The organism is Paenibacillus konkukensis, assembly GCF_023523925.1.
Classification (GTDB): domain Bacteria; phylum Bacillota; class Bacilli; order Paenibacillales; family NBRC-103111; genus Paenibacillus_S; species Paenibacillus_S doosanensis.
Genome location: NZ_CP027059.1, coordinates 2,711,995 through 2,732,121, shown reverse-complemented (window position 1 = coordinate 2,732,121; position 20,127 = coordinate 2,711,995). Strand labels below are relative to the sequence as shown.

The following is a 20,127-nucleotide window of genomic DNA, read 5'->3' as shown; positions in this document are numbered from 1 at the left end:
CCATAGAACGATCCCAGAGGAAGGGTTAGACGCCGATCCAGCTGAAGCCGGATGCGGACGGAATAAGCTTCAGAGCATCACGTCACTACCCTGGAAATTACTCTTGGTACCCCATTTCCATTGTCTGTGGTGCCGCGTCGGCGGCATGGATGGCTTTTGGGGGATTTGTTCCCATCCTAGATAAGAATGTGATATTGGAATATGGGCAATCCAGCCGCGCAGCTTGGCCGTCATCATAGAGCGGCACGGGCGAAAGTGTTCTCACCGGAGATCCTCCGCCCGCTTCACTACCACCGTTCTAGCATCGGACGGCCGCCAACGAATCAGCTTGATCAGCTGTTCCTGCATATAGGATGTAGGATGCTTGAAGCCGCTCTCCACCCAATAGAAGACGAGGCCGAGCAGCGCGTGAATCGAATAGATGGCAAGCAGCTCCTGATCGATGTCGTGTTCGGGATGAACTAATTCTTCCTGGGAGATTTGCTTGAGAGCGATAAACATTTTTTCCCTTAAAACCGGGAGCACGTCGCTTTTCATTAATATGGCGTATATTTTGGCGTTTTCGAAAACATGCTGGAAGATCATTACGGAGTTAGCGGCCATTTCGCTGATGCGGAACACTTCCGCGCTTTCATAAGGCGCCCGGTACGATTGCAGCAGCCGGCCGATCAATTCCGAGATAACGTCGTCAAGCAAAGCTTCTTTACTTTCGTAATTGGAGTAGAACGTGCCCCGGTTATAGTTGGCCTGCTCGACGATTTCCGTGATGGAGATGGAGGTGAAAGGCTTTTGCGACATTAATCCCAGCAGCGCTTCCCTTAAGGCGCTTTTACTGCGCAGGATGCGTCGATCCGGTTTTTTATTGATTTCCTTCATTGCAAAATCATCCCTTTGCGAGTTATTGAACAAAATGACTTGTTTTGTCGGTTAGCTGTCAAATCGCCGTTCTTTGATGATTGTAATTCCCTCTCGCTCTATTATACTTGAAGTAACAGATGTTCTGTATACAACATCTGTACGTTTAATTATTTGATGAGTTCGAATTTATACTTGGTTGAATTCAAATAATAAACCATGGAGGGATTCAAGATGAGACTTTCCGGAAAAGTGGCTGTAATTACAGGAGCGGCGTCAGGTATGGGCAAAGCCATCGCGGAGCTTTTTGCCGCGGAAGGAGCGAAGGTCGTCGTTTCCGATCTTCGGGACGAAACGGCGCAAACCGTCGTATCCGGCATTGAAGCGGGGGGCGGCACGGCGATTGCGGTAGCGGCCAACGTGGCCAAAGAAGAAGACATTCAGAACTTGATCGATACAGCGATGAAACAATTCGGAACGGTGGATATTCTTGTCAATAACGCTGGGATTATGGATAATTTCGTTCCGGCCGCCGACGTGACGGACGAGCTGTGGGAGAGAGTTTTCGCTATTAATACGACAGGTCCGATGAGGGCGACTCGGAAGGTGCTTCCGATCTTTATCGAGAAAAAAAGCGGCGTTATCGTCAATGTAGCCTCCGCAGGCGGGCTGTACGGCTCACGGGCCGGAGCGGCTTATACGGCGGCCAAGCATGCCGTCGTCGGCTTCACCAAAAACGTTGGTTTTCAATATGCGAACCTGGGCATCCGCTGCAACGCGATTGCTCCGGGGGGAGTGAATACCAATATCGGCACAACGATCAATACGCCGAATTCATTCGGAATGGAGCGGGCAATGGCGGGCATCAACTTGAACCCCCGTTCCGGAGAGCCGCAGGAAATCGCCAAAGTGGCGCTATTCCTCGCCTCGGACGACGCCAGCTTCGTCAACGGAACGGTCGTAACGGCGGATGCCGGTTGGACCGCTTACTAAAATAGCCGTGTCCGGCAGAGAATGCCGGCCTAACCCAACAAAAAGAACCGTCCGCGAATCGTGGAGCTCCCTCCCTTGCCGGCCTAAGCCGGCATAGAAGAAGAGTCTACGGAGTCGGGACGGTTCTTTTTTCATGGCATGCTGCCGGGGTGAACCGGCGTTACATCATAAAGAAATAGATGGCGAACAAAATCGCGATCACAAAACGGTAATAAGCGAAGTAGGTGAGCTGCATTCTGGACACGAGTTTGATGAACGTGACGACGGCCAGTAGCGCCACAATGAACGATACGACGAAACCGACTGCGAAAAATCCGATAATGTCTGGCGTAAACAGTTTGTACGATTTAATCAGCGACAGTCCTGACGCCGCAAACATCAGCGGTATGGCGAGAATGAACGTGAAATCCGCCGAAGCGCCGCGGCTGACGCCCGAAAGCATCCCTCCGGCAATCGTTGCTCCGGAGCGGGAGAAGCCTGGCCAAATAACGGCCAAAATTTGATACAAACCGATATAAAACGCTTGACGGTACGTTATATCATCCAATTCTTGAGCGGTTTTGCGCGATGAGGACTTCTCCGCAATAATCAGCAGCACGCCGCCGACGATTAGGCTGAGCAGGACGGTTTTCGGCGAGAACAGATGCTCCTCGATCCAATTGTTAACGAGCAGTCCGATGATACCCGCAGGCAATATTCCGATCAAAATATGGATTAAATTCAGCTTTTTCTTTCCGGCGCGGGAAGGGTCTTTCTTCAAGCCGAACAGCAGCAATATGCGGTTCCAATAAATGACGACAACGGCCAAGATAGCTCCGAGCTGAATGACCACCTCGAACGTTTTCATGATGGAGTTATCCTCAGGGATTCCCAGAAGCGCTTGGGTCAAAATGAGGTGTCCCGTAGAAGACACAGGTAAAAATTCGGTAAGCCCTTCGACTATACCCATAATAATTGCAACCCAATAACTTAACATAACGGCCTCCTACCTTTTTTTGTGCGAACTCTTCTATTTTAGCCTGTAACCGGGTGTCCGACAATACCAACTTGGGCCTACATATAATCTTCATATTTTGATTTTTTGAACAATAGGACGGAAGATCGACAGGATAATTCGCGCGAATGTCGAATTATGTAAATAGATATTGCTCTTTTTAGAGGAATCCTTTAAATTAGGCATAGACGGTTGTCTACTTCTGAAGAAAGAAGACGTGGTTTAGGAATGCGGCTGCTTCCATTGAATATGGTTCGCCCCGGGATGAGGCTCGGGAGAAAAATTTATAACGAAGAAGGCTTAACCCTTCTTGGGGAACGTGTGGAATTATCACAAAACTTAATCCGGCGGTTAGGCGAGCACGGAATTGATTATGTATACATAGATGATCCTAGAACCAGCGACGTGATTATTGAGGATATGATTACTGAAGAAACGAGAATGAGAGCGACCTCCGAGATCCGTTCGACGTTTCGGACGATTATGGAAGATTCGGTCAAAAGAAAGGCGAACGGCGGCTTGCAGCTCGGCAAGGCGTTCGGCAGCGTCATGAAGCTGATTATCGACGATTTGAGCGGCCATAAGGATGCGATGATTATGCTGACCGACATCAGCGTCATGGACGACTATTTATTCCAGCATTCCTTGAACGTGTGCATTTATTCGACGATGCTCGGGATGGCTCACGGCTACAACAGGGACGAGCTGATGACGCTCGGTCTCGGCGCGCTGCTGCACGATATCGGCAAAACGCAGATTCCGCTTGATCTGCTGAGGAAAAGCGGCAAGCTGACCGACGACGAATTCAGCTGCATTAAGAAGCATGCGGAGTACGGCTTCCGCATTTTGAAGGATGAGCCGAACATCCCTCTTATCGCCGCGCACTGCGCCTTTCAGCATCATGAACGGCTGAACGGCAGCGGTTATCCCCGCGGAATAGAGGGCCGCGACATTCATGATTACGCCCGTTGGATCGGGCTGGTAGATTCTTACGATGCGATGACGACGCACCGCGTTTACCGCAAAGCGATGCTTCCGCATCAGGCGATGGAAATATTGTACACCGGAGTCGATACGCTGTACGAGAAATCGAAGATCGAATTGTTCCGGGACAAAATCGCCATTTATCCGATCGGCGTTACCGTAACGTTAAGCACGGGCGAAGCCGGGACGGTCGTCGGGCTTAACAAGCTGTTTCCGCACCGCCCCATCGTGCGCATCCTGAAGGATGAAGAAGGGCAGGAGCTGCAAGCTCCTTTCGATCTGGATTTGTCGCAGAAGCTGTCCGTCATGATTGCCGGAGTGAACGACGAAGATTAAGAATGCAGCGGGCCGTATGGCTGCAATCTCAAATAGCCACTGGTAATGTAAGCCCGGGATGCTCGGGTTTTTTTGTTGTCCGCAAGTTAGCTGAGGCGAAAGACGCTGCGCCGCAGCCGGATTTGCGCGGATTAGTTTCATTTTGATGCGTCATACGATACAATAGGTGGTAAAATACTTTTAAAGAGTCAGGTGTGAATTTCAACATGATACATAAGCTGAATCCCGTAGTGCCCGCAATAACGCCCGAATACGATCCGTGGGATCCGATTCGTTCCCTTCAAAGACACGGCAAGCATAAGCTGACCAGCGTGGAATTGACAGTGACGAATTTGTGCAACATGAGGTGTGAGCACTGTGCGGTGGGTGAGACGCTGACGATGACCGAGGGACCGAGAATTCCCGTCGATCAAATATTAAGACGGCTTGACCAGGTGGAGCATCTGGAGACGATCAGCATCACCGGCGGAGAGCCCAGCTACCATGAAGCTACGGTGCGGGACTACATCGTCCCGGTATTGAAATACGCTCGGGAGCGCGGCGTCCGTTCGCAGATCAACTCCAACCTGACGCTGAGCCTGTCGCGTTACGAACTGCTGGCTCCTTATCTGGATGTCATGCATATTTCCTTCAATTACTTGAATGCCGACGACTTTCATCAGGTGGGCTTTGTTCGTTCGGGACGGAACGTCGCCAGGGAAACGGCGGCCAAGCTGTACGAACGGATGGTCGAGAACACGATCGCGCTGAGCCGCGGCGGAATGTTCGTTTCGGCGGAGTCGATGATCAACTACCGGACGCATGAGAAGCTGCCGCAAATTCATAAGCTGATCGTCGAGATGGGCTGCCGCCGCCATGAGGTGCATCCGATGTATCCGAGTTCGTTCGCGTCGAACTTGCCGGTGTTGTCGCTGGATCACTTCCGGGCGGCGATTCACAATCTGCTCGATCATCGCGACCCTGACGTATGGATGCTCTTCGGCACGCTTCCGTATTACGCCTGCAGCCAGTCGGAGGAAGATCACCGGATCATTAGCCGTTTGCGCAAGGAGCCTAATGTGACGGTGCGCAACGATCCGGACGGACGCAACCGGCTGAATGTGAACCTGTTCACAGGCGACGTCTACGTGACCGACTTCTCCGACGTTCCCGCGCTCGGCAACGTTCATGCCGATACGCTGCAGCAGGTTTTCGACCGTTGGGAGAATCATCCGCTGAACCGGTCGGTCAACTGCCACTGCGCTGCGGCAAGCTGCTGCGGGCCGAACTTGCTTGTTGTGGATACTTATTATAAGGAAGTCGATTTTACGAGACGAAAAGCAGTGATTTAACGCCGGCCGATAACCACCGCAAAGGAGAATGAATTCCATTGGGCTTTGATTGGGGTTTAATCGCATTTAATATTTTGCTTGTCATTGTGCTCGTGCTGCTGAACGGTTTTTTCGTCGCCGCCGAATTTGCCCTGGTTAAGGTGAGAACGACGCGCCTTCAGCAGCTGCAAAACGAGGGCGTTGGGAGAGCCAAGTACGCGCTGGCGGTAACGGGCAAGCTGGATGTTTATTTATCCGCGACCCAGCTCGGCATTACGTTGGCGTCGCTGGGCTTAGGATGGGTCGGGGAGCCGGCCATCTCCCACTTGATCGTCGATCCGCTGTTCGAGCTTTTGCATTGGAACAACGCCTGGTTCAGCTCTGCCTTGTCCGTGTTCATCGGCTTTGCGACGATCACGTTTTTGCATATCGTGTTGGGGGAGCTGGCGCCCAAGTCGCTGGCTATTCAGAAATCCGAAGGCACTTCGCTCTGGCTGTCCGGTCCGCTGCTCGTCTTCTATAAAGTGTTCTTCCCGGCCATATGGCTGCTGAACGGCGCCGCGAACCGGATGCTGCGTCTTGTCGGCGTCCAGCCGGCCAACGAGCATGACGCCGTACATACCGAAGAGGAGATCCGCATCTTAATGAACCAGAGCGCGAAGAGCGGTCATATCGATAAGGATGAGATGGCGCTCTTCGACAACATCTTTGAATTTTCCGATAGGGTGGCCCGGGAAATTATGCTGCCGCGGACGGATATGGACTGTTTGTTCGCCGATCAGTCCTTCGCGGAAAATTTGAAGACCGTGTACCGTACGAAGCATACTCGTTATCCGGTTGCCAAGCATGATAAGGATAATATTATCGGGTTCGTCCATATTACCGATTTGTTGACGGCCGATCCCGACGAGGACCATAACCTCAAATCGTTCATCCGCCCGGTGCTGATGGTTCCTGAGTCGATGGAGATCAGCCATGTGCTGAAGCTGATGCAGCGGAAGCATTCCCAGCTTGTCATCGTCGTCGACGAATACGGCGGCACGGCCGGCCTGCTGACGACCGAAGACATTCTGGAGGAAATCGTCGGCGAGATCCACGACGAATTCGATGAGAACGAGCGGCCGAGCATTGAGAAAAAAGGCGATACGTATTCGGTCGACGGCCGGGTGCTGCTGGAGGATCTGGACGATCTGCTATCGCTCGGCATTGAAGACGACGAGGTCGATTCGATCGGCGGCTGGCTGTTTACCGAGCTGGAAGGGGCGGTGACGAAAGGCAAGAAGCTGAGGCACGGCAATTTCGAGTTCGAAATTGCCGAGGTGCGCCGGCTGCGCATTGTGAGGGTGGCGATCACCCGACTGCCGCAGTCTAAGGAGCCGGAGGGAACGCAGGAAGAACTATAAGGGTAGGAGGGGAACCGCCCGAATATGTCGCTCAGAACCATATTGTTTTGCGCTATCGGCGTCGTATTGTTATATGGTTTGTTCACGATCGGATTTCCGTTTTTGCTGGCGATGCTGGTTGCGATCTTTCTTGAGCCGGTCGTTCAATGGCTCATCAAGCTGAGCAAGATGGACAGGGCAGTCGCGGCCGTTATCGTATGCACATTGTTTACGGGAGCGCTGCTTGGTTTTTTCTCCTTGGTCGGGTTTAAAATGGTGTCGGAGCTGATCCAATTTTGGAAAGGGGCTCCGGACTATTTGAACGATGCGAAACTATTTTTCGATAATACGACGGAAAAGACGCGCCTGTTCTACAACTCCCTGCCGGAAGGAATCGCGGAGCAATTGCAGGACTGGATCGAGTCGGGGATCAATACGATTGCCGATAACCTGAAAGGGATATTGACGGCGATGTCCTCCTATTTCCTGAATGCCGCCAAAACGATCCCGAATCTGTTCATTTTCTTCGTCGTTTTCATCATCGGACTTTATCTTATCTCGATCAGCCTCCCGAGGCTTTACCGCTCGCTGCTTAATTTGTTCGAAACCAAGTCCCAGAGCAAGGTGACCGCCGTATTAAAAGATTTGCGCCGCGCGGTGCTCGGATTTATTTTCGCGCAAGTGCTTATCAGTCTGCTGACCTACATCGTGACGCTGATCGGGCTGCTCTTCCTGCGGGTCGATTACCCGCTGGCTGTCGCCCTCTTGATCGTTATCGTCGATATTCTCCCGATACTCGGGACCAGCGCGGTGCTCGTGCCTTGGGCATTATACAGCCTGCTGACCGGCAATATGCACCTGGCGGTCGGACTGCTCATTCTGCTGGTGTTCATTATGATCTTCCGCAAGCTGATCGAACCGAAAATTATCGGGGACGCCGTTGGCATCAACGCTTTGGCCGCGCTGATGAGCATGTATGTCGGGTTCAAGCTGATCGGAGTGATCGGCTTGATATTCGGCCCGGTATTAATTATCGTGTACCAGGCGCTGCGCCGGGTAGGGCTGCTGCAGATCAATATTAAGCTGGATTAAGCTTGATGGAATAACTGCGTTTGATGGAAGGGGAGAAACCGCGGATGAAGCGGCCCCAACGGCCGGATGCTTCCCGATTCGTTGGAGGTTCGGCAATCGACGCGGTTCTTTTCCTTTTGCCAAAATGTAAACGCTTTCTATTCTGCTGAAGAACAACTTATTTTTCTCGCCGTTTAAGGCGATCCAAGAATTTGTTCCCATTTTATACTCATAATGGACAGGGCTGCAATGTATAAATATTGGTAGCCGTAGTCGCAGCGTCGGGAACGGGGGGTGGAGGTTCGGAGCAAGACATTCATTGTCGGCACGCGCAGACTACCGCATCTTGGAAAAACCGTCGACAGGACGCGTTTCCCTTAAAGGAGGCATCGCTGTGTTTACTCAGGAAAAGGTATGGTGTCCGTACATTAGCCCGTTTGATCCTTGTCCGCCGATTGTTAAAAAGGTATTTTCGACCCCGCCTCAATTGTACATTACGTTCCAGCCGCCGAATTGGCCGCAATGGCCGCCCCAGGAGGCTTTAAGACGGGGAACGCTGTGGCCTGCGCTGTATAGCCCGTATCAGCCGCGCTGCTAGTCCTGCGAAAGGAGGAGAGTCTGTATGGAGGAGAGACAAGTGCCGGAGCGCTATTATGTGCTGCTGCAGGAGCTGCAGGCCATCGATTTCGTGCTGGTGGAATTAACGCTGTATCTGGATACGCATCCTCTGGACGGAAATGCGCTCAATCAGTACAATCACTGCGCCAGCGAACGAATGCGGCTTGCCCAGCAATTTGAAATGGAATTCGGCCCTCTGCAAAGCTTCGGGCGAAGCTATTCCCGGTATCCGTGGCAGTGGAACGACACGCCTTGGCCGTGGCAGGTTTGATCAGCGAACGTTCATCACCGAAGGGAGAGGAGCAGCGGCATGTGGGTTTATGAGAAGAAGTTGCAATACCCGGTCAGGGTCGGCAAATGCGATCCTCGTATGGCTAAGCTGTTGTTGGAACAGTACGGGGGAGCGGACGGCGAGCTGGCCGCAGCGCTTCGTTATATGAATCAGCGGTATACGATCCCGGATAAAGTGATTGGGCTACTTACAGATATTTCCACTGAGGAATTTGCCCACCTGGAAATGATCGCCACAATGGTTTACAAGCTGACTAAGGATTTGTCCACGGAGCAGATCCAAGCGGCGGGACTAGATCCCCATTACGTAAGCCACGATAAAGCCTTGTTTTACGAGAACGCGTCGGGCGTCCCTTGGACGGCGGCCTACATACAGGCGAAGGGCGACCCGATCGCGGACTTGTACGAGGATATTGCGGCGGAGGAGAAGGCGCGCGCTACTTATCAGTGGCTCATCGATATGACCGACGACTGCGATTTGCAGGACAGTCTGAAGTTTTTGCGCGAACGGGAAATCGTCCATTCGCTAAGGTTTCGCGAGGCGGTGGAAATCCTCAAATCGGAGCAATGCGCGAAAAAGTTTTTTTAACATTATACGGTTCATTCATTGCGTGGAGGATTTCAGCGCTATGGTTTTGCCAATTGCCCACGTTTATAGAGCGAGAAAAAGAAGCATTCCGTTAACGCTTGGGGCCAAGCGAGAATGGAATGCTTCTTGGCGTCGGACAAGGGCGGATTATTTGGATTTGGAGCGGTGTCCGTGCCAGCCACCGTGTCCGTGACCTCCGTGCCAACCGCCGTGACCGCCATGCCAGCCGCCGTGCCAGCCTCCATACCAACCGTGGCCGCCCTGCCAGCCGGGACCGCCGTACCAACCGCCCTGCCAGCCTCCGTAAGGATAAATCCATGGAGTGTAAATGGAATAAGGGACCGGAACCACCTGCGGAACCGGCAGGGTAACATAAGGATAATAAGCCATTTGCGATTGCTCCTTTTCTGTATGCTGATACTTTCAATGTATGCGCAAAAAAGGAGCCGGGATACTTGCCCATTCATAATTGGGCTGAACGCTTCAAAGAAAAAGAGCGGCCCGCCTGCGGGAGCCGCTCCTCTTCTTGAAACACTACCGCAGGAAGTAAACCAAGAGGCCGGCGATGACAAGAATAATAACGATAATGAGAACGATGCGGCCTGTCTTGGATTGCGGAGCTTCTTGGACAGCTGCGGCGGACGGTTCGCCCGAAGTTAGGAAAGTGCCGCAGTACTTACATAGAATGTCTCCTTCACTCATCTTTTCATTACACTTTGCACAAAATTTCACCATTTGCATCACTCGCAATCTGATGGGATTTTGTTGAAATGAAAAGCAAATTCCATACATATGTATGGCTTCTTGACCGTTTCATCCATATCGAAAAACGAATGATCAACGGGTATTCCAAGCTTTATTAGATGGGACGGGCCGCAGCGGACAAAAGCCGAGTATTCCCACTATGAATCCCGCTATGGCGGCGAAAAACGGAGGGAGGCTTGCCCTTGTGAAAGCCGGATACCGGATGATCCGCAATTCTTGGCTTTCATCGATTTGACATCATGCTGAAATCATGCTTGTATAGATGAAGAATAGAGAAGATTCGGAGGGGACATTCATGCATCCAACTTTGCAAAAACCGGAAGCCATGCTGTTTGACTTGGACGGTACGCTGTTTCAGACGGAAACGCTGCTGCTGCCGGCTTACCACGCTACGTTCGATCAGCTTAGAGCCGAGGGCTCATACACAGGGGAGACTCCCCCGGAGAGCGAGATTCTGGGCGGCCTCGGAATGCTGCTTGAACATATTTGGCAGAGGGTAATGCCGGGTGTGGACGAGCAGGTGCACCGCCGCGCCGACGTACTGCTGCTCGATCATCAAGTCCAAGGACTGGAACGCGGCGAAGGCCGGATGTATGACGAGGTGGAAGCGACGCTGAAAGCTTTGCGCGACCGGGGCATCCGTCTGTTTGTAGCGAGCAATGGCCTGGAGCCTTACGTCAAGGGAGTTATCGAACATAAAGGCTTAAGCCCGTTGTTCGAAGGACTGTACAGCGCAGGCGAATTCCGGACGCGCTCGAAGGTGGACCTTGTGAGGATGCTGCTCGAAACCTACGGCGTTCAATCGGCTTGGATGGTCGGCGACCGCTCCTCGGACGTAGAGGCGGGGCGCGAGAACGGTCTGGCCGTAATCGGCTGCGATTACGCCGGATTCCGCAAGGAAGGCGAGCTGGACGGCGCCGATGTAAGGATCGGCCGGTTCAGCGAGCTCTTGGAGCTGCTGCCGAAGGAAGCGGACAAAGCAAACGAATAAGACGCGCGAACGCGGACCGGGGATCAACGCCGGTCCGCGTTCGCCGTTTATATGTAAGGGGAAGCGGGGAGCCGCTTCCCTCTTTTTTTCTTAACACATTGGAAAATATGGATCGTAGAAGGGAGCTGTTGTCATTCCGGCAGATTATTTTTCCGCGCATCCAGTCTTGAGGTATGCTCTCTCGATCTTTTTTTCAGCAGCCAGATGGCGTATTCGAGAGGATTGGAAATGGCCTTGCGGTAAGCTTCCCGCTCTCCGATGCGGTAGAACACTTCGCGCGACGGCTTGGGGTTCACTTCCAGCAGCCAGACCTTGCCTTTGGGATCGATAGCCAGATCGATTCCCATTTCACACTGCGGACCGAATTTTTCCTCTGCGAACCGGGCTACCTTCATGCCGAGCCGGTAGGCGTCTTCCTTGATTCCCTCGATTACGGCTTCATCCTGAAACCGGCTTCGGAGCAGCGAAATCATCGGAACGGCCGTTCCCCCGCCATGAAGATTCGAGGTGACGGAACGCTTGGGGCCGATTCTGCCGGCGCAGCCTGTCACCTGCCACTCGCCGTTGCCGTCCTTCTGCACCAGCATGCGGAAGTCGTGCACCCGGCCGTTCTTCAGCGTCAGCGGGATGCCCTGTTGAACGATATATCGGTTGTTCAGTTTCCAGGTACTGAGCTTTGTTTCGATCTGGAGCTCGCTTACGGTCTGCTCCGGAATAATGTGCCTGTTCTGGTCGCGTCCTTGGATAAGGAAGCTGGAGCTGCCAAGCTGCTGCATGCGGACGATCCCGCGTCCTCCCGTGCCGCTGCTGGGTTTCAAATATATACGCTTATGCTTTTTGAGAAAGCGGATCAGATGCTTGTTGCCGTTGTAGCGGACCGTTGCAGGCAAATGCTCCGCAATTTCCGAATTTTCCGACAAGATTTGATGCATCCCCCATTTGTTGGTCAGCGGCTTGCTTAAATACCGGATATGCTTGGAGTACAGCGAGCGAAACCGGGAAATCTTGCGGTAATTGTCCGCCCCGTGATACCTGCAGCGATCGTACACCAAGCCCGGAAGCGCGGTCCGCTTGCGCTGCCATCTGCCGTTGGACGGCCTGTAGACGAGAGCATTGATCTTGAGAGTGGAGCCCTCGATATCATCCGGGGTGAACACGAGCACCTCGATCCCCAGCTTATGGCCGTACACGCTGAGCTTGCGGAAAAAAGCGAGCTCCTCAAGCCGCCGTTCCGACAAATACATGGCCAGGATGCCTAATTGGTAAGAATGGGCCACTGTTCATCACCTGCTCACCTTGCTTTTTGGCTTGGAGTTTTTGATGGTTTTCTCTTTTTTCCCGCTCGTGCTATAGACCTGCCTGGATTTTTCTTCATCTGGGACAAATAGGCGCTGTACAGGATCAGATTATCCAGCGATTTACGGCGAATAGGGGGTTCGTCGAATTTCATAGGTTTCGAGTTCGCTTCAAAAAACCAGATTTGCCCGTTCGAATCTACGCCCAAATCCATCGACATTTCACCCAGCATCGTTTCGCTCGCCTTCTCGATTTGCTTGGCGATCATCAGCGCCGATTGTTTGGCGCGCCGCAAAATCCGCTTGCTGCCCGCGGGGCCGAAGCCCGCTTCCAGCAGCTTGGCGGGGTCGTCGATGGACCCGCCTCTCGGCACATGCGTCGTAATGCTCAGCTTGCCGGCGAGTCTTGCTCCGACTCCCGCAATGCTCCAAATGCCTTTGCCGTTTTTTTGCACGAGCACTCGCAGGTCGAACGGACGCTGCTTGTAGCTGGCGAGCGTAATGCCCTGCTGCATAATATAATCCTTCGTGCCGATCATCTCGCGAATTTGCGTCCACAGCTGCGGAACCGAGGCGTACCGGGATATATGGCTTCTCGTTTTGTTTTGCACACTCAGCTGGTATTTGCGCGTTTTGGCTATTTTCTCGGGCAGCCGGCTTACTTTCATGATCCCTTTGCCCGCCTTGCCGCGAATCGGTTTCAGGTACAGATTGCTGTGCTTTTGCAGCATATGCTCCAGGTCCTCGCTGTTCGTCAGCTTCTGCGTAGTGGGGATGAGCGATTGTGTGTCCTTGGATTTGTTAAGCCACTCGAACAGCGTCCATTTATTAAAGAAGGCGGGGTTGAAAAAACGGATTTGTCCGTGCTTCATGCATGTTTGCATCACCTGCTGCACCTCGGGAAGCAGCTCGAATTTGCGGTAAGGAATCCGGTTATAGATGACATGGGGCATGGGGAGCAGCCCCTTCTTCCATTTTTTCGAAGTGAAGTTGTAAGAGTAACCTACCGCCTTGTCGCCCGTCAGCTTGAAATCCGACGTTGTCATCACGTAGACGAGAACGCCCTTTTCCTCGCCGGTACGGATCAAATCGATAAAATTTTCCTGATTCCCTCGAAAAACCCTTTTGTCGTCGGAATAAGTGAGTATGGCCATCGTTGGCTTTTTGGGAGTTTCATGAAGCTCCATGTCATCCACTCAGGTGTCCCTCCTTGCGCGAAATCGGCTAAGGTACAGACAGTAGTCGTAAATATACTGCAGCGCTGCCTTACCTTCTCCTTTTAGGGCAGGATGCTTGAAGATGGACCGGCCCGGCTTGGAGTTCGCTTCGAACATCCATATTTTTTCGTTCTGATCGATACCGATATCGAAGCCGAGCTCGCCCAGCGTATGCTTGCCGTTGTTTTCGATGGATTCCGCGAGCTTAATCGCCGTATCTTTGGCGCTCGCCAGCACTTGGTCGGCGCGGGCCCCGAATATTTGCCGCAGCACCTGGTCCGGGGTCATCAGCTGTCCGCCGGTGCGCACATGGGTAGTTACGCTGCCCTTGCCGGCCTTCTTGGCGCCGATTCCTGCCACGACCCATTGATTGTTGATGTTTTTGGTAAGATGAAAGCGGAAGTCAATCGGGCAATTGTCGATTTCGATCAACCGGATTCCCTGCTGCGCAACGTAATGATTCAATCGGCCGTTGCTGCGGTTCAAGAGCGCCATAAGCGACTCGAATTTGCTGAAGCGCAGCAGCACGTTTTTGCCGGCCCGGCGAAAGCGGGCGTAATAACCGCGCTTAGGGTTGTAGGTGAGCCGGTAAATCCCGATGCCGAGACTGCCGCCGGTCGGCTTCAAATAAATGAATTTATGCCTTTCGAGCATTTCCTTGATTTGGGCCGAGGACGGATTGATATGCGATTCGGGCACGTGCTTGAAAGCGTCGGTGCCTTCGAGCAAATTGTAAATATCCCATTTATCGAAAAAGGCCCAGTTGAACAGCGGAATGCCGCGTTTAATGAAACGCTGTTTGAATGCGTTCATGGAAGGCAGCTTCTCGGCCTTGCGGCTTGGCAAACGGTTATAGACGACATCGGGCAGAGGAACCGTCTTGCGGAACCAGCCGCCTTCCTTGCGCGGAAAGGTGCCGGTCACCGTAGACTGCGCCCAATTAACGTCGCGGGGCGAGAAGCCGAAATAAAACGATTTGCCGGTTCCGACCTTCATAAATTGGCGAATGAACTCGGTACGCGAGCCGAATGGGGCGGAGCCGCTTGATGAGACGCTGGTCAAAATGCCGATCAACGGACCCAGCCTAATGTCCTTGCCGTTCGTGCACATGATGGTGCATGAGCCCAAATGCGGAATGCGCAGCTGGGACATGACGGACAGCGGAACGTACAGATGGTTGCCCGTTTTTTTCAGCAGCTTGAAGCCTGTGGAGGCGGTTTTGCTGCCCATTTGCAGGGACACGGATTTTGCTTTTGCCAGCTTGAGGGTTCTCGCCAATTCACTTGTCAAGTAGATGACTCTTTCCTGTCTCTGTGTCACATGAATCGTGCAAGTTGTCAAACTCATGGGTATCCTCCTAAGAGCTTTCCGCAGGAAAGCTTTCTTCGTAAGCAACTGCCGAGCTTTCCGCAGGAAAGCTGTCTTCGTAAGCGAGCGGTTTAAGAGCTTTCCTAAGGTGAAGCTTACTTCATAAGCAATGCTTCATGGTCCGGCGGGCCATGATGGGATTTGGCCGCCGCGGGAGCGGGTCTTAAGCTGAGATTCGGCGTTCCTGCCCGAGTGTTCCGAAGCAGGTAGCGAGCGTATTTTATCGGATTGGCCAGAGCGTTAAACCGCGCCCGGTCATCGTGTAAATAAGTAAAGATGGAACGGCCCGGCTTGGAATTAACCTCCAAGATCCATATATGGCCGCCGGTATCGACTCCAAAGTCGATGCCCAGCTCGGCGAGCCTTCCGTGGCTTTGCTCAAGCGCTGCGGGGAGCAGCCGCGAAAGGCGCTCTAGCTCGGCGGCGATCCGGGCGGCCGTCTCGGCGCCGAACTGGGCGGTAAGGAACGGCAGCGCCGGCTCCGCGCTGCCGCCGCCGTGAAGATTCGAGGTCAAGCTGCCGCCTTGACCTTTGCGCACGGCTATGCCGGTCACCTGCCAGCGGCCGGTGCCGTCCTTTTGCACGAGCGAGCGCACGTCGTACGCCTCGCCGTTTTGGTTATGCAGCGGCAAGTAACGCTGCAGCAGATAGTCCCGCTGCGCCGTGAACCGGCGCAGCCAGCGCAGCAGCGCCGCGGCGCTGTCGAAGCTGCACGCGACCGGGCGGTTGCGCGCGTCGCGCCCGCGTACGGCAAACGCCGGCTCGGCGTTTGCCGTTCCTTCGGGCGCGACGGGGCCGACGCCCGGCCGCGCGGCCGCCGCGCCGCGCCGCACGTGCAGCACGCCGCGGCCTTGCGAGCCGGCCTGCGGCTTCAGCACGAGCTCGCCGTGCCGCTTCAGCCATTCGGCGGCCGAACGCACGCTGCGCATCGGCTCCGTCTGCGGCAGATGGGAGACGAACCGGCCGTCCCGCTCAAGCATATGCTGGACGTCCCATTTGCCCCGTAGGCCATAACCCAGAAAAAGGGCAGCCGGAGGCTTGCGCAGCCGGCGGACAGCCTCGCGATATTCCGCGGCCTGCCTGCGCGAAGTGAAGAAGCAGCGGTCGTATACGAGGTCGGGCCTCGCATAATTCCGGCCGATCCACCGGCGCGCTTCGGCATCGAAGCCGTATCCCTTGACGACGTTGTCGGTTTCGCTCACGCCTTGAGGCGTAAACACGAAGACGTTCAGGCCGGCTTGTTGGCCGATCAGACAAATTTTTCGATAAAAATCGCGGTTCATGAAAGGGGGTTCCCCTTCGGTTTGCGTGGTCATGATGCCCAGTGCGCTGGAAGACGACGGTATCATCATGAGATCACCTCAACATCAGTCAAAATTTCGCGGCAAAGCGCGAATACTGTACGATCCGTCGTACGGACGGACGAATTTTCCGATCGGTCGACAAAGGGGTGTTGTCATCCTTGGACGGCTTGGAATTGACTTCGAGCAGCCATACGCGCCCTTGCGTATCCAGAGCCAAATCGATGCCGAGCTCGGCGAAATGAGCAGGAATTTGCGCTTCGACGCCCTTGGCTATCGCCAGCGCCGCTCTCCTCAGCTTAATTGCGCCGCCCGAGGCGGCCGTCGAGCTCGATCTGGCAAGCGCCTCCTTCACGGAGGAGAGACTCCCGCCGCGCGCCAGGTTGGAAACAAAATGATGATTTCCGGCGATCCTCGCCACAATGGACGTAATTCCCCATTGACCGGCCTCGTTGCGCTGTACTAGGGCGCGGAAATCGACCGGTCGCCCGCCGACCGCGATCAGACTGAGCCCCTGCTGAATCTGATAGCGCCGCTGCTTGATCTTCCTCGATATAGCGGCAAACAATTGGCTCAGCTTGGCGAACGACTGCTTGCGGGTGCTGCTTAGATTGGTGAAGTGACAGACATAGGTTTGATCCGCTTGCCGGGTGATGCGGATAATGCCTTTTCCGAGACTGCCCGTAATCGGTTTGAGAAACACGACCGGGTATTTGGCGCACATCGTTTTTAACATTTGAAAATTTTGCAGCAGATGGGACTCCGGCAAATACGTATGGAGACCGTTTTCTTTGTTTAACGCATCGAAGACCTCGGTCTTGTTCAAATATTTTTCGTTAAACAGCACGGACTGGTACTGCGTTTTCGCATGACGAATGAACTGCTGGACGTTTGCGCGGTTTTCCAGCTTTCGGGAGGTCAGACGATTGTAAATGACATGGGGAACCGGAAAAGGCTGCTTCTCCCATTTGCCGGCATAGTGCCAGCCTCTGACCGTATCGCTCTGACCGTTAAGATCATCCGGAGTGACGAAATACACAGAGGCGCCGTACAGCTTGCATGCATCGGTCAATTCCCGGCAAAACGCCGTAATCGCGCCGAACGGTCTATCGACGTTTCCGGGATATACACGGCTTATCATAACGCCGATTAACGGCCCGATGTGAAGGGTTCGGGTGCTCGCTTTGTATTGCAGGCACAACGAGTCGCCGTGAGACAGACCCCATTCGGCTGCGATGGAGTCGTTGATCCGAAGGACGCCGGTTTGAGACGTGGATGCGACCGTGACCTCATGCTTTGCCGAGCCGAAGCGCAGCGTAAGCGGTGTTTGCGTCGAGATTTTCCATCTTTTTAGCAATGCATCGCTGAGCATGATGGTCCGACCGTCCAAGCTGCTGCTCTTGCCGGCACTTGGAACTACGATTTTGACCTTCGTTCTTTTCACTCTTGCAACTCCTTCCCAGCGCCAACTCGCATGACTAATCAAGTGAACTACTTCATCATATGAGGGCGTTTTAACCTTGGTGAAAAGAAACTGCAAATGCGGCGGCAAAGCGGGCTCTGTCTTCCTATTGCTAAAAAAGGCTGCGGCTGTAACTATTTTTCTGTTTGTTTCGTCAATAATAGGAGAGAAGCGTCTCGCCCATAAAGACGTATGGGCAAACCCGCCAAGTATATTAATGCGGCTTTAGGCGAGCGGCCGAATGCCGCCGCATGAACGGCCGTATGCAAGGTTGAAGGAAGAAGGAAAGAAACAAACTAGCAGAGGAGTGTGCAACATGACATTTATGAAAAGCTCGCGTTTACTTATTCTCACCGCCGTATTTATACTGGCGTTGGCTGCAGGCTGTCAGCATCAGCCTGCAGCCGCCAACACGCCGGCAAACGATAGCCCGGCGGTATCGGCCGATCAAGAACCGGCCGCCCAACAGGAAGAATCGTCCGCTCCGCCGGCTGCAAGCGGCGGAAACGGAGCGTCGGACGCTTCGGGAGGCGCTCCGGCCGATCCATCCAAGCCAGTTCAATCATCGGAGCACGCAGCAAACGAAGTAGCCGTCGGCTCCGTGCAGTTCGTCAGCGCGACAGAGGGATGGACGGGAGGACCGGGTGCGGTGCTTCACACCAAAGACGGCGGGAAGACCTGGGAGACGCAGTATCAGGGCGCAGGAAGCGCCCAGTCATTCTCGTTCTTGAACAACCAGGTCGGCTGGGCTTATGTGTCCCCGAACCGCGAAGCGGGGCAAGCCGGTAAAGACGGAGCCCAGGCCCGCCTGCTGCATACCGGCGACGGCGGGGCTCATTGGTCCGCGGTGGCGGAAGCGGCTCCCATCGGTCCCGATATCCGGTTCATCTCCGAGCAGGAGGGCTTCAGCGGCAATCAGTATACGGCTGACGGAGGCAAGACGTGGACCGCTTTGCCGATACCGGCGAACACCAAAGGAGAACCGTTTTTCCTGACGAAGGATCAGGGCTGGGCCGTCACGATGAAAGACTCGAATTACGAGATCCAGCTGACGAAGGACGGGGGCAAAACGTGGAAACCGGTATGGACGCATGCTACCGTCAGTCAAGTGACGGGGGCGACGATCCGTTCTACGGAAAGCAGCGACGTTTGGGTTTTGCTGGTCGGCGAGACCGGGATGAACCAGACCTCGTATACGCTGCTTCACAGCAAGGACGAGGGCAAGAGCTGGAAGCCGGTCGTCGCTAACTCCACGGCGGGCGGCGGTCCCGCGCCGGGCTACAAAATCAACGAGCAGGCGGGACCGAAAGGGCCGGGAACGAAGCCGGGCCAGCTTATCGTCGTTAATCCGCAGACCGCCTTCCTGACCGGGGTATGCCCTCCTTGCTCGGATATGGGCGCCGTCACCGTCGGTTGGACGCAGGACGGAGGAATTACATGGACGAACGGGGAGCAGCAGCTGCCCGGCGTTGAGGCGGAGGCTTCCTTTATCGACGGCAAGCAAGGCTGGATCGTCATTAGAGGCTACGATAAGCCGTCCGTGCTGTACCGGACGCAAGACGGCGGCAAGAAGTGGGACGCCGTTCATACCTTCGGCAAGCCGGCTTCCTAAAGCAGGCGGACGGAGGGCTTGAAGAGGATAACTTAAACCTCTCTATGTGGAAAAACACAGTTTACGTCGGGAGCTTGCAAGGGCGCCCGCACGGAAACTGTGTTTTTTTGCGATGAACCTTATTCCCGGCAATGCCCGAAGGCAGCGGCATTCTTCGGGAAAAGCAGCCTTCATTAAAGGCCTTCATTCGTTAGGCGAAGCACGTCGATCAGGGGAACCCGCTCTTTCGTATAGTCATGGTACAGAACATGATCCCGGACGTGATCGACAAACAGTACGCCGTTCAAATGATCGATTTCATGCTGGATGCAGCGGGCCAGGTAGCCTTTGCCTTCCAGCTCGAACGGATTGCCGCGGCGGTCCTTGGCGCGGATCGAGACGCGCTGCGCCCGCTTTACAATGCCGGAGTAGTTCGGATAGGACAGACAGGCCTCCGGACCGGTCTGTTCGCCGCCCATGTCTATGATTTCGGGATTGATCAGCTCGATCAGACCTTCGCCGCAATCCATCACGACGACTCTTTTTAAGATGCCGATTTGCGGAGCGGCGAGCCCGCTGCCGCCGGCGTCGTACAGCGTATCGGTCATATCGTCCAGCAGCTTCTCCAGCTTTGCGTTAAACTCGGTAACGGGCTTCGCTTTCTTACGTAAAATCGATTCGCCGAACGGAACTATCGTTTTGACAGCCATAATC

Annotated in this window: 20 protein-coding genes; 10 read left to right on the top strand and 10 right to left on the bottom strand. The window is 54.2% G+C overall.

The features are described from left to right. Positions 1-261 precede the first annotated feature (261 nt). Positions 262-876, bottom strand: coding sequence for a TetR/AcrR family transcriptional regulator (locus SK3146_RS11625; RefSeq protein ID WP_249865233.1), 615 nt, complete (start codon positions 874-876; stop codon positions 262-264). Positions 877-1,089: 213 nt separating this feature from the next. On the opposite strand from SK3146_RS11625, the gene SK3146_RS11620 reads away from it, so the two are divergent. Next, positions 1,090-1,848: an SDR family oxidoreductase gene (locus SK3146_RS11620; RefSeq protein ID WP_249865232.1), complete on the top strand. Its 759-nt coding sequence runs from the start codon at positions 1,090-1,092 to the stop codon at positions 1,846-1,848. Positions 1,849-2,008: 160 nt separating this feature from the next. On the opposite strand, the gene SK3146_RS11615 is transcribed toward SK3146_RS11620, so the two are convergent. Beyond that, positions 2,009-2,824 carry an undecaprenyl-diphosphate phosphatase gene (locus SK3146_RS11615; RefSeq protein ID WP_249865231.1) on the bottom strand — a complete coding sequence of 272 codons (816 nt, stop codon included), beginning with the start codon at positions 2,822-2,824 and terminating at the stop codon, positions 2,009-2,011. 246 nt (positions 2,825-3,070) lie between these two features. Here SK3146_RS11615 and SK3146_RS11610 point away from each other — a divergent pair, with 246 nt between their 5' ends. From SK3146_RS11610 to SK3146_RS11580, 7 genes are all read left to right on the top strand, one after another. After that, entirely contained in the window at positions 3,071-4,162 is a 1,092-nt protein-coding gene (locus SK3146_RS11610; protein WP_249865230.1) for an HD-GYP domain-containing protein, read from the top strand. A 206-nt stretch (positions 4,163-4,368) separates the two neighbouring features. Beyond that, entirely contained in the window at positions 4,369-5,493 is a 1,125-nt protein-coding gene (yfkAB, locus tag SK3146_RS11605; RefSeq protein ID WP_249865229.1) for a radical SAM/CxCxxxxC motif protein YfkAB, read from the top strand. A 38-nt stretch (positions 5,494-5,531) separates the two neighbouring features. Further along, complete coding sequence (locus SK3146_RS11600) at positions 5,532-6,875, top strand: hemolysin family protein (protein WP_249865228.1); 1,344 nt, start codon at positions 5,532-5,534, stop codon at positions 6,873-6,875. Positions 6,876-6,899: 24 nt separating this feature from the next. Continuing rightward, entirely contained in the window at positions 6,900-7,946 is a 1,047-nt protein-coding gene (gene ytvI / locus SK3146_RS11595) for a sporulation integral membrane protein YtvI (protein ID WP_249865227.1), read from the top strand. A 373-nt stretch (positions 7,947-8,319) separates the two neighbouring features. Next, on the top strand, positions 8,320-8,523 hold the full coding sequence (locus SK3146_RS11590; RefSeq protein ID WP_249865226.1) for a spore coat associated protein CotJA: 204 nt from the start codon (positions 8,320-8,322) through the stop codon (positions 8,521-8,523). 24 nt (positions 8,524-8,547) lie between these two features. Further along, positions 8,548-8,814, top strand: a complete 267-nt coding sequence (locus tag SK3146_RS11585; protein WP_249865225.1) for a spore coat protein CotJB — start codon at positions 8,548-8,550, stop codon at positions 8,812-8,814. Between the two features lie 39 nt (positions 8,815-8,853). After that, a complete protein-coding gene (locus SK3146_RS11580; protein WP_249865224.1) occupies positions 8,854-9,423 on the top strand; it encodes a manganese catalase family protein in 570 nt (189 codons plus the stop codon). A 147-nt stretch (positions 9,424-9,570) separates the two neighbouring features. On the opposite strand, the gene SK3146_RS11575 is transcribed toward SK3146_RS11580, so the two are convergent. Beyond that, positions 9,571-9,813: a hypothetical protein gene (locus SK3146_RS11575; RefSeq protein ID WP_249865223.1), complete on the bottom strand. Its 243-nt coding sequence runs from the start codon at positions 9,811-9,813 to the stop codon at positions 9,571-9,573. A gap of 144 nt (positions 9,814-9,957) precedes the next feature. Then, positions 9,958-10,125 carry a hypothetical protein gene (locus SK3146_RS11570; protein ID WP_249865222.1) on the bottom strand — a complete coding sequence of 56 codons (168 nt, stop codon included), beginning with the start codon at positions 10,123-10,125 and terminating at the stop codon, positions 9,958-9,960. Positions 10,126-10,483: 358 nt separating this feature from the next. Here SK3146_RS11570 and SK3146_RS11565 point away from each other — a divergent pair, with 358 nt between their 5' ends. Then, positions 10,484-11,179: an HAD family hydrolase gene (locus tag SK3146_RS11565; protein ID WP_249865221.1), complete on the top strand. Its 696-nt coding sequence runs from the start codon at positions 10,484-10,486 to the stop codon at positions 11,177-11,179. Positions 11,180-11,310: 131 nt separating this feature from the next. On the opposite strand, the gene SK3146_RS11560 is transcribed toward SK3146_RS11565, so the two are convergent. From SK3146_RS11560 to SK3146_RS11540, 5 genes are all read right to left on the bottom strand, one after another. Further along, positions 11,311-12,456, bottom strand: a complete 1,146-nt coding sequence (locus SK3146_RS11560; protein WP_249865220.1) for a YheC/YheD family endospore coat-associated protein — start codon at positions 12,454-12,456, stop codon at positions 11,311-11,313. Between the two features lie 14 nt (positions 12,457-12,470). Beyond that, on the bottom strand, positions 12,471-13,661 hold the full coding sequence (locus SK3146_RS11555; RefSeq protein ID WP_249866269.1) for a YheC/YheD family endospore coat-associated protein: 1,191 nt from the start codon (positions 13,659-13,661) through the stop codon (positions 12,471-12,473). A 9-nt stretch (positions 13,662-13,670) separates the two neighbouring features. Then, complete coding sequence (locus tag SK3146_RS11550) at positions 13,671-15,038, bottom strand: YheC/YheD family endospore coat-associated protein (protein ID WP_249865219.1); 1,368 nt, start codon at positions 15,036-15,038, stop codon at positions 13,671-13,673. Positions 15,039-15,154: 116 nt separating this feature from the next. Next, on the bottom strand, positions 15,155-16,342 hold the full coding sequence (locus tag SK3146_RS11545) for a YheC/YheD family endospore coat-associated protein (protein ID WP_249865218.1): 1,188 nt from the start codon (positions 16,340-16,342) through the stop codon (positions 15,155-15,157). An 88-nt stretch (positions 16,343-16,430) separates the two neighbouring features. After that, positions 16,431-17,804 carry a YheC/YheD family endospore coat-associated protein gene (locus tag SK3146_RS11540; protein WP_249865217.1) on the bottom strand — a complete coding sequence of 458 codons (1,374 nt, stop codon included), beginning with the start codon at positions 17,802-17,804 and terminating at the stop codon, positions 16,431-16,433. 334 nt (positions 17,805-18,138) lie between these two features. On the opposite strand from SK3146_RS11540, the gene SK3146_RS11535 reads away from it, so the two are divergent. Further along, a complete protein-coding gene (locus SK3146_RS11535) occupies positions 18,139-19,434 on the top strand; it encodes a WD40/YVTN/BNR-like repeat-containing protein (RefSeq protein ID WP_249865216.1) in 1,296 nt (431 codons plus the stop codon). 173 nt (positions 19,435-19,607) lie between these two features. Here SK3146_RS11535 and def read toward each other — a convergent pair whose 3' ends face one another. Continuing rightward, complete coding sequence (def, locus tag SK3146_RS11530; RefSeq protein ID WP_249865215.1) at positions 19,608-20,123, bottom strand: peptide deformylase; 516 nt, start codon at positions 20,121-20,123, stop codon at positions 19,608-19,610. Positions 20,124-20,127 lie beyond the last annotated feature (4 nt).

Excerpts from the sequence above, each read along its gene's own strand:
- SK3146_RS11625 (WP_249865233.1), bottom strand. The coding sequence starts at position 876 with ATGAAGGAAATCAATAAAAAACCGGATCGACGCATCCTGCGCAGTAAA.
- SK3146_RS11620 (WP_249865232.1), top strand. The coding sequence starts at position 1,090 with ATGAGACTTTCCGGAAAAGTGGCTGTAATTACAGGAGCGGCGTCAGGT.
- SK3146_RS11615 (WP_249865231.1), bottom strand. The coding sequence starts at position 2,824 with ATGTTAAGTTATTGGGTTGCAATTATTATGGGTATAGTCGAAGGGCTT.
- SK3146_RS11610 (WP_249865230.1), top strand. The coding sequence starts at position 3,071 with ATGCGGCTGCTTCCATTGAATATGGTTCGCCCCGGGATGAGGCTCGGG.
- yfkAB (WP_249865229.1), top strand. The coding sequence starts at position 4,369 with ATGATACATAAGCTGAATCCCGTAGTGCCCGCAATAACGCCCGAATAC.
- ytvI (WP_249865227.1), top strand. The coding sequence starts at position 6,900 with ATGTCGCTCAGAACCATATTGTTTTGCGCTATCGGCGTCGTATTGTTA.
- SK3146_RS11585 (WP_249865225.1), top strand. The coding sequence starts at position 8,548 with ATGGAGGAGAGACAAGTGCCGGAGCGCTATTATGTGCTGCTGCAGGAG.
- SK3146_RS11580 (WP_249865224.1), top strand. The coding sequence starts at position 8,854 with ATGTGGGTTTATGAGAAGAAGTTGCAATACCCGGTCAGGGTCGGCAAA.
- SK3146_RS11575 (WP_249865223.1), bottom strand. The coding sequence starts at position 9,813 with ATGGCTTATTATCCTTATGTTACCCTGCCGGTTCCGCAGGTGGTTCCG.
- SK3146_RS11570 (WP_249865222.1), bottom strand. The coding sequence starts at position 10,125 with ATGAGTGAAGGAGACATTCTATGTAAGTACTGCGGCACTTTCCTAACT.
- SK3146_RS11565 (WP_249865221.1), top strand. The coding sequence starts at position 10,484 with ATGCATCCAACTTTGCAAAAACCGGAAGCCATGCTGTTTGACTTGGAC.
- SK3146_RS11555 (WP_249866269.1), bottom strand. The coding sequence starts at position 13,661 with ATGGAGCTTCATGAAACTCCCAAAAAGCCAACGATGGCCATACTCACT.
- SK3146_RS11550 (WP_249865219.1), bottom strand. The coding sequence starts at position 15,038 with ATGAGTTTGACAACTTGCACGATTCATGTGACACAGAGACAGGAAAGA.
- SK3146_RS11545 (WP_249865218.1), bottom strand. The coding sequence starts at position 16,342 with ATGAACCGCGATTTTTATCGAAAAATTTGTCTGATCGGCCAACAAGCC.
- SK3146_RS11535 (WP_249865216.1), top strand. The coding sequence starts at position 18,139 with ATGACATTTATGAAAAGCTCGCGTTTACTTATTCTCACCGCCGTATTT.
- def (WP_249865215.1), bottom strand. The coding sequence starts at position 20,123 with ATGGCTGTCAAAACGATAGTTCCGTTCGGCGAATCGATTTTACGTAAG.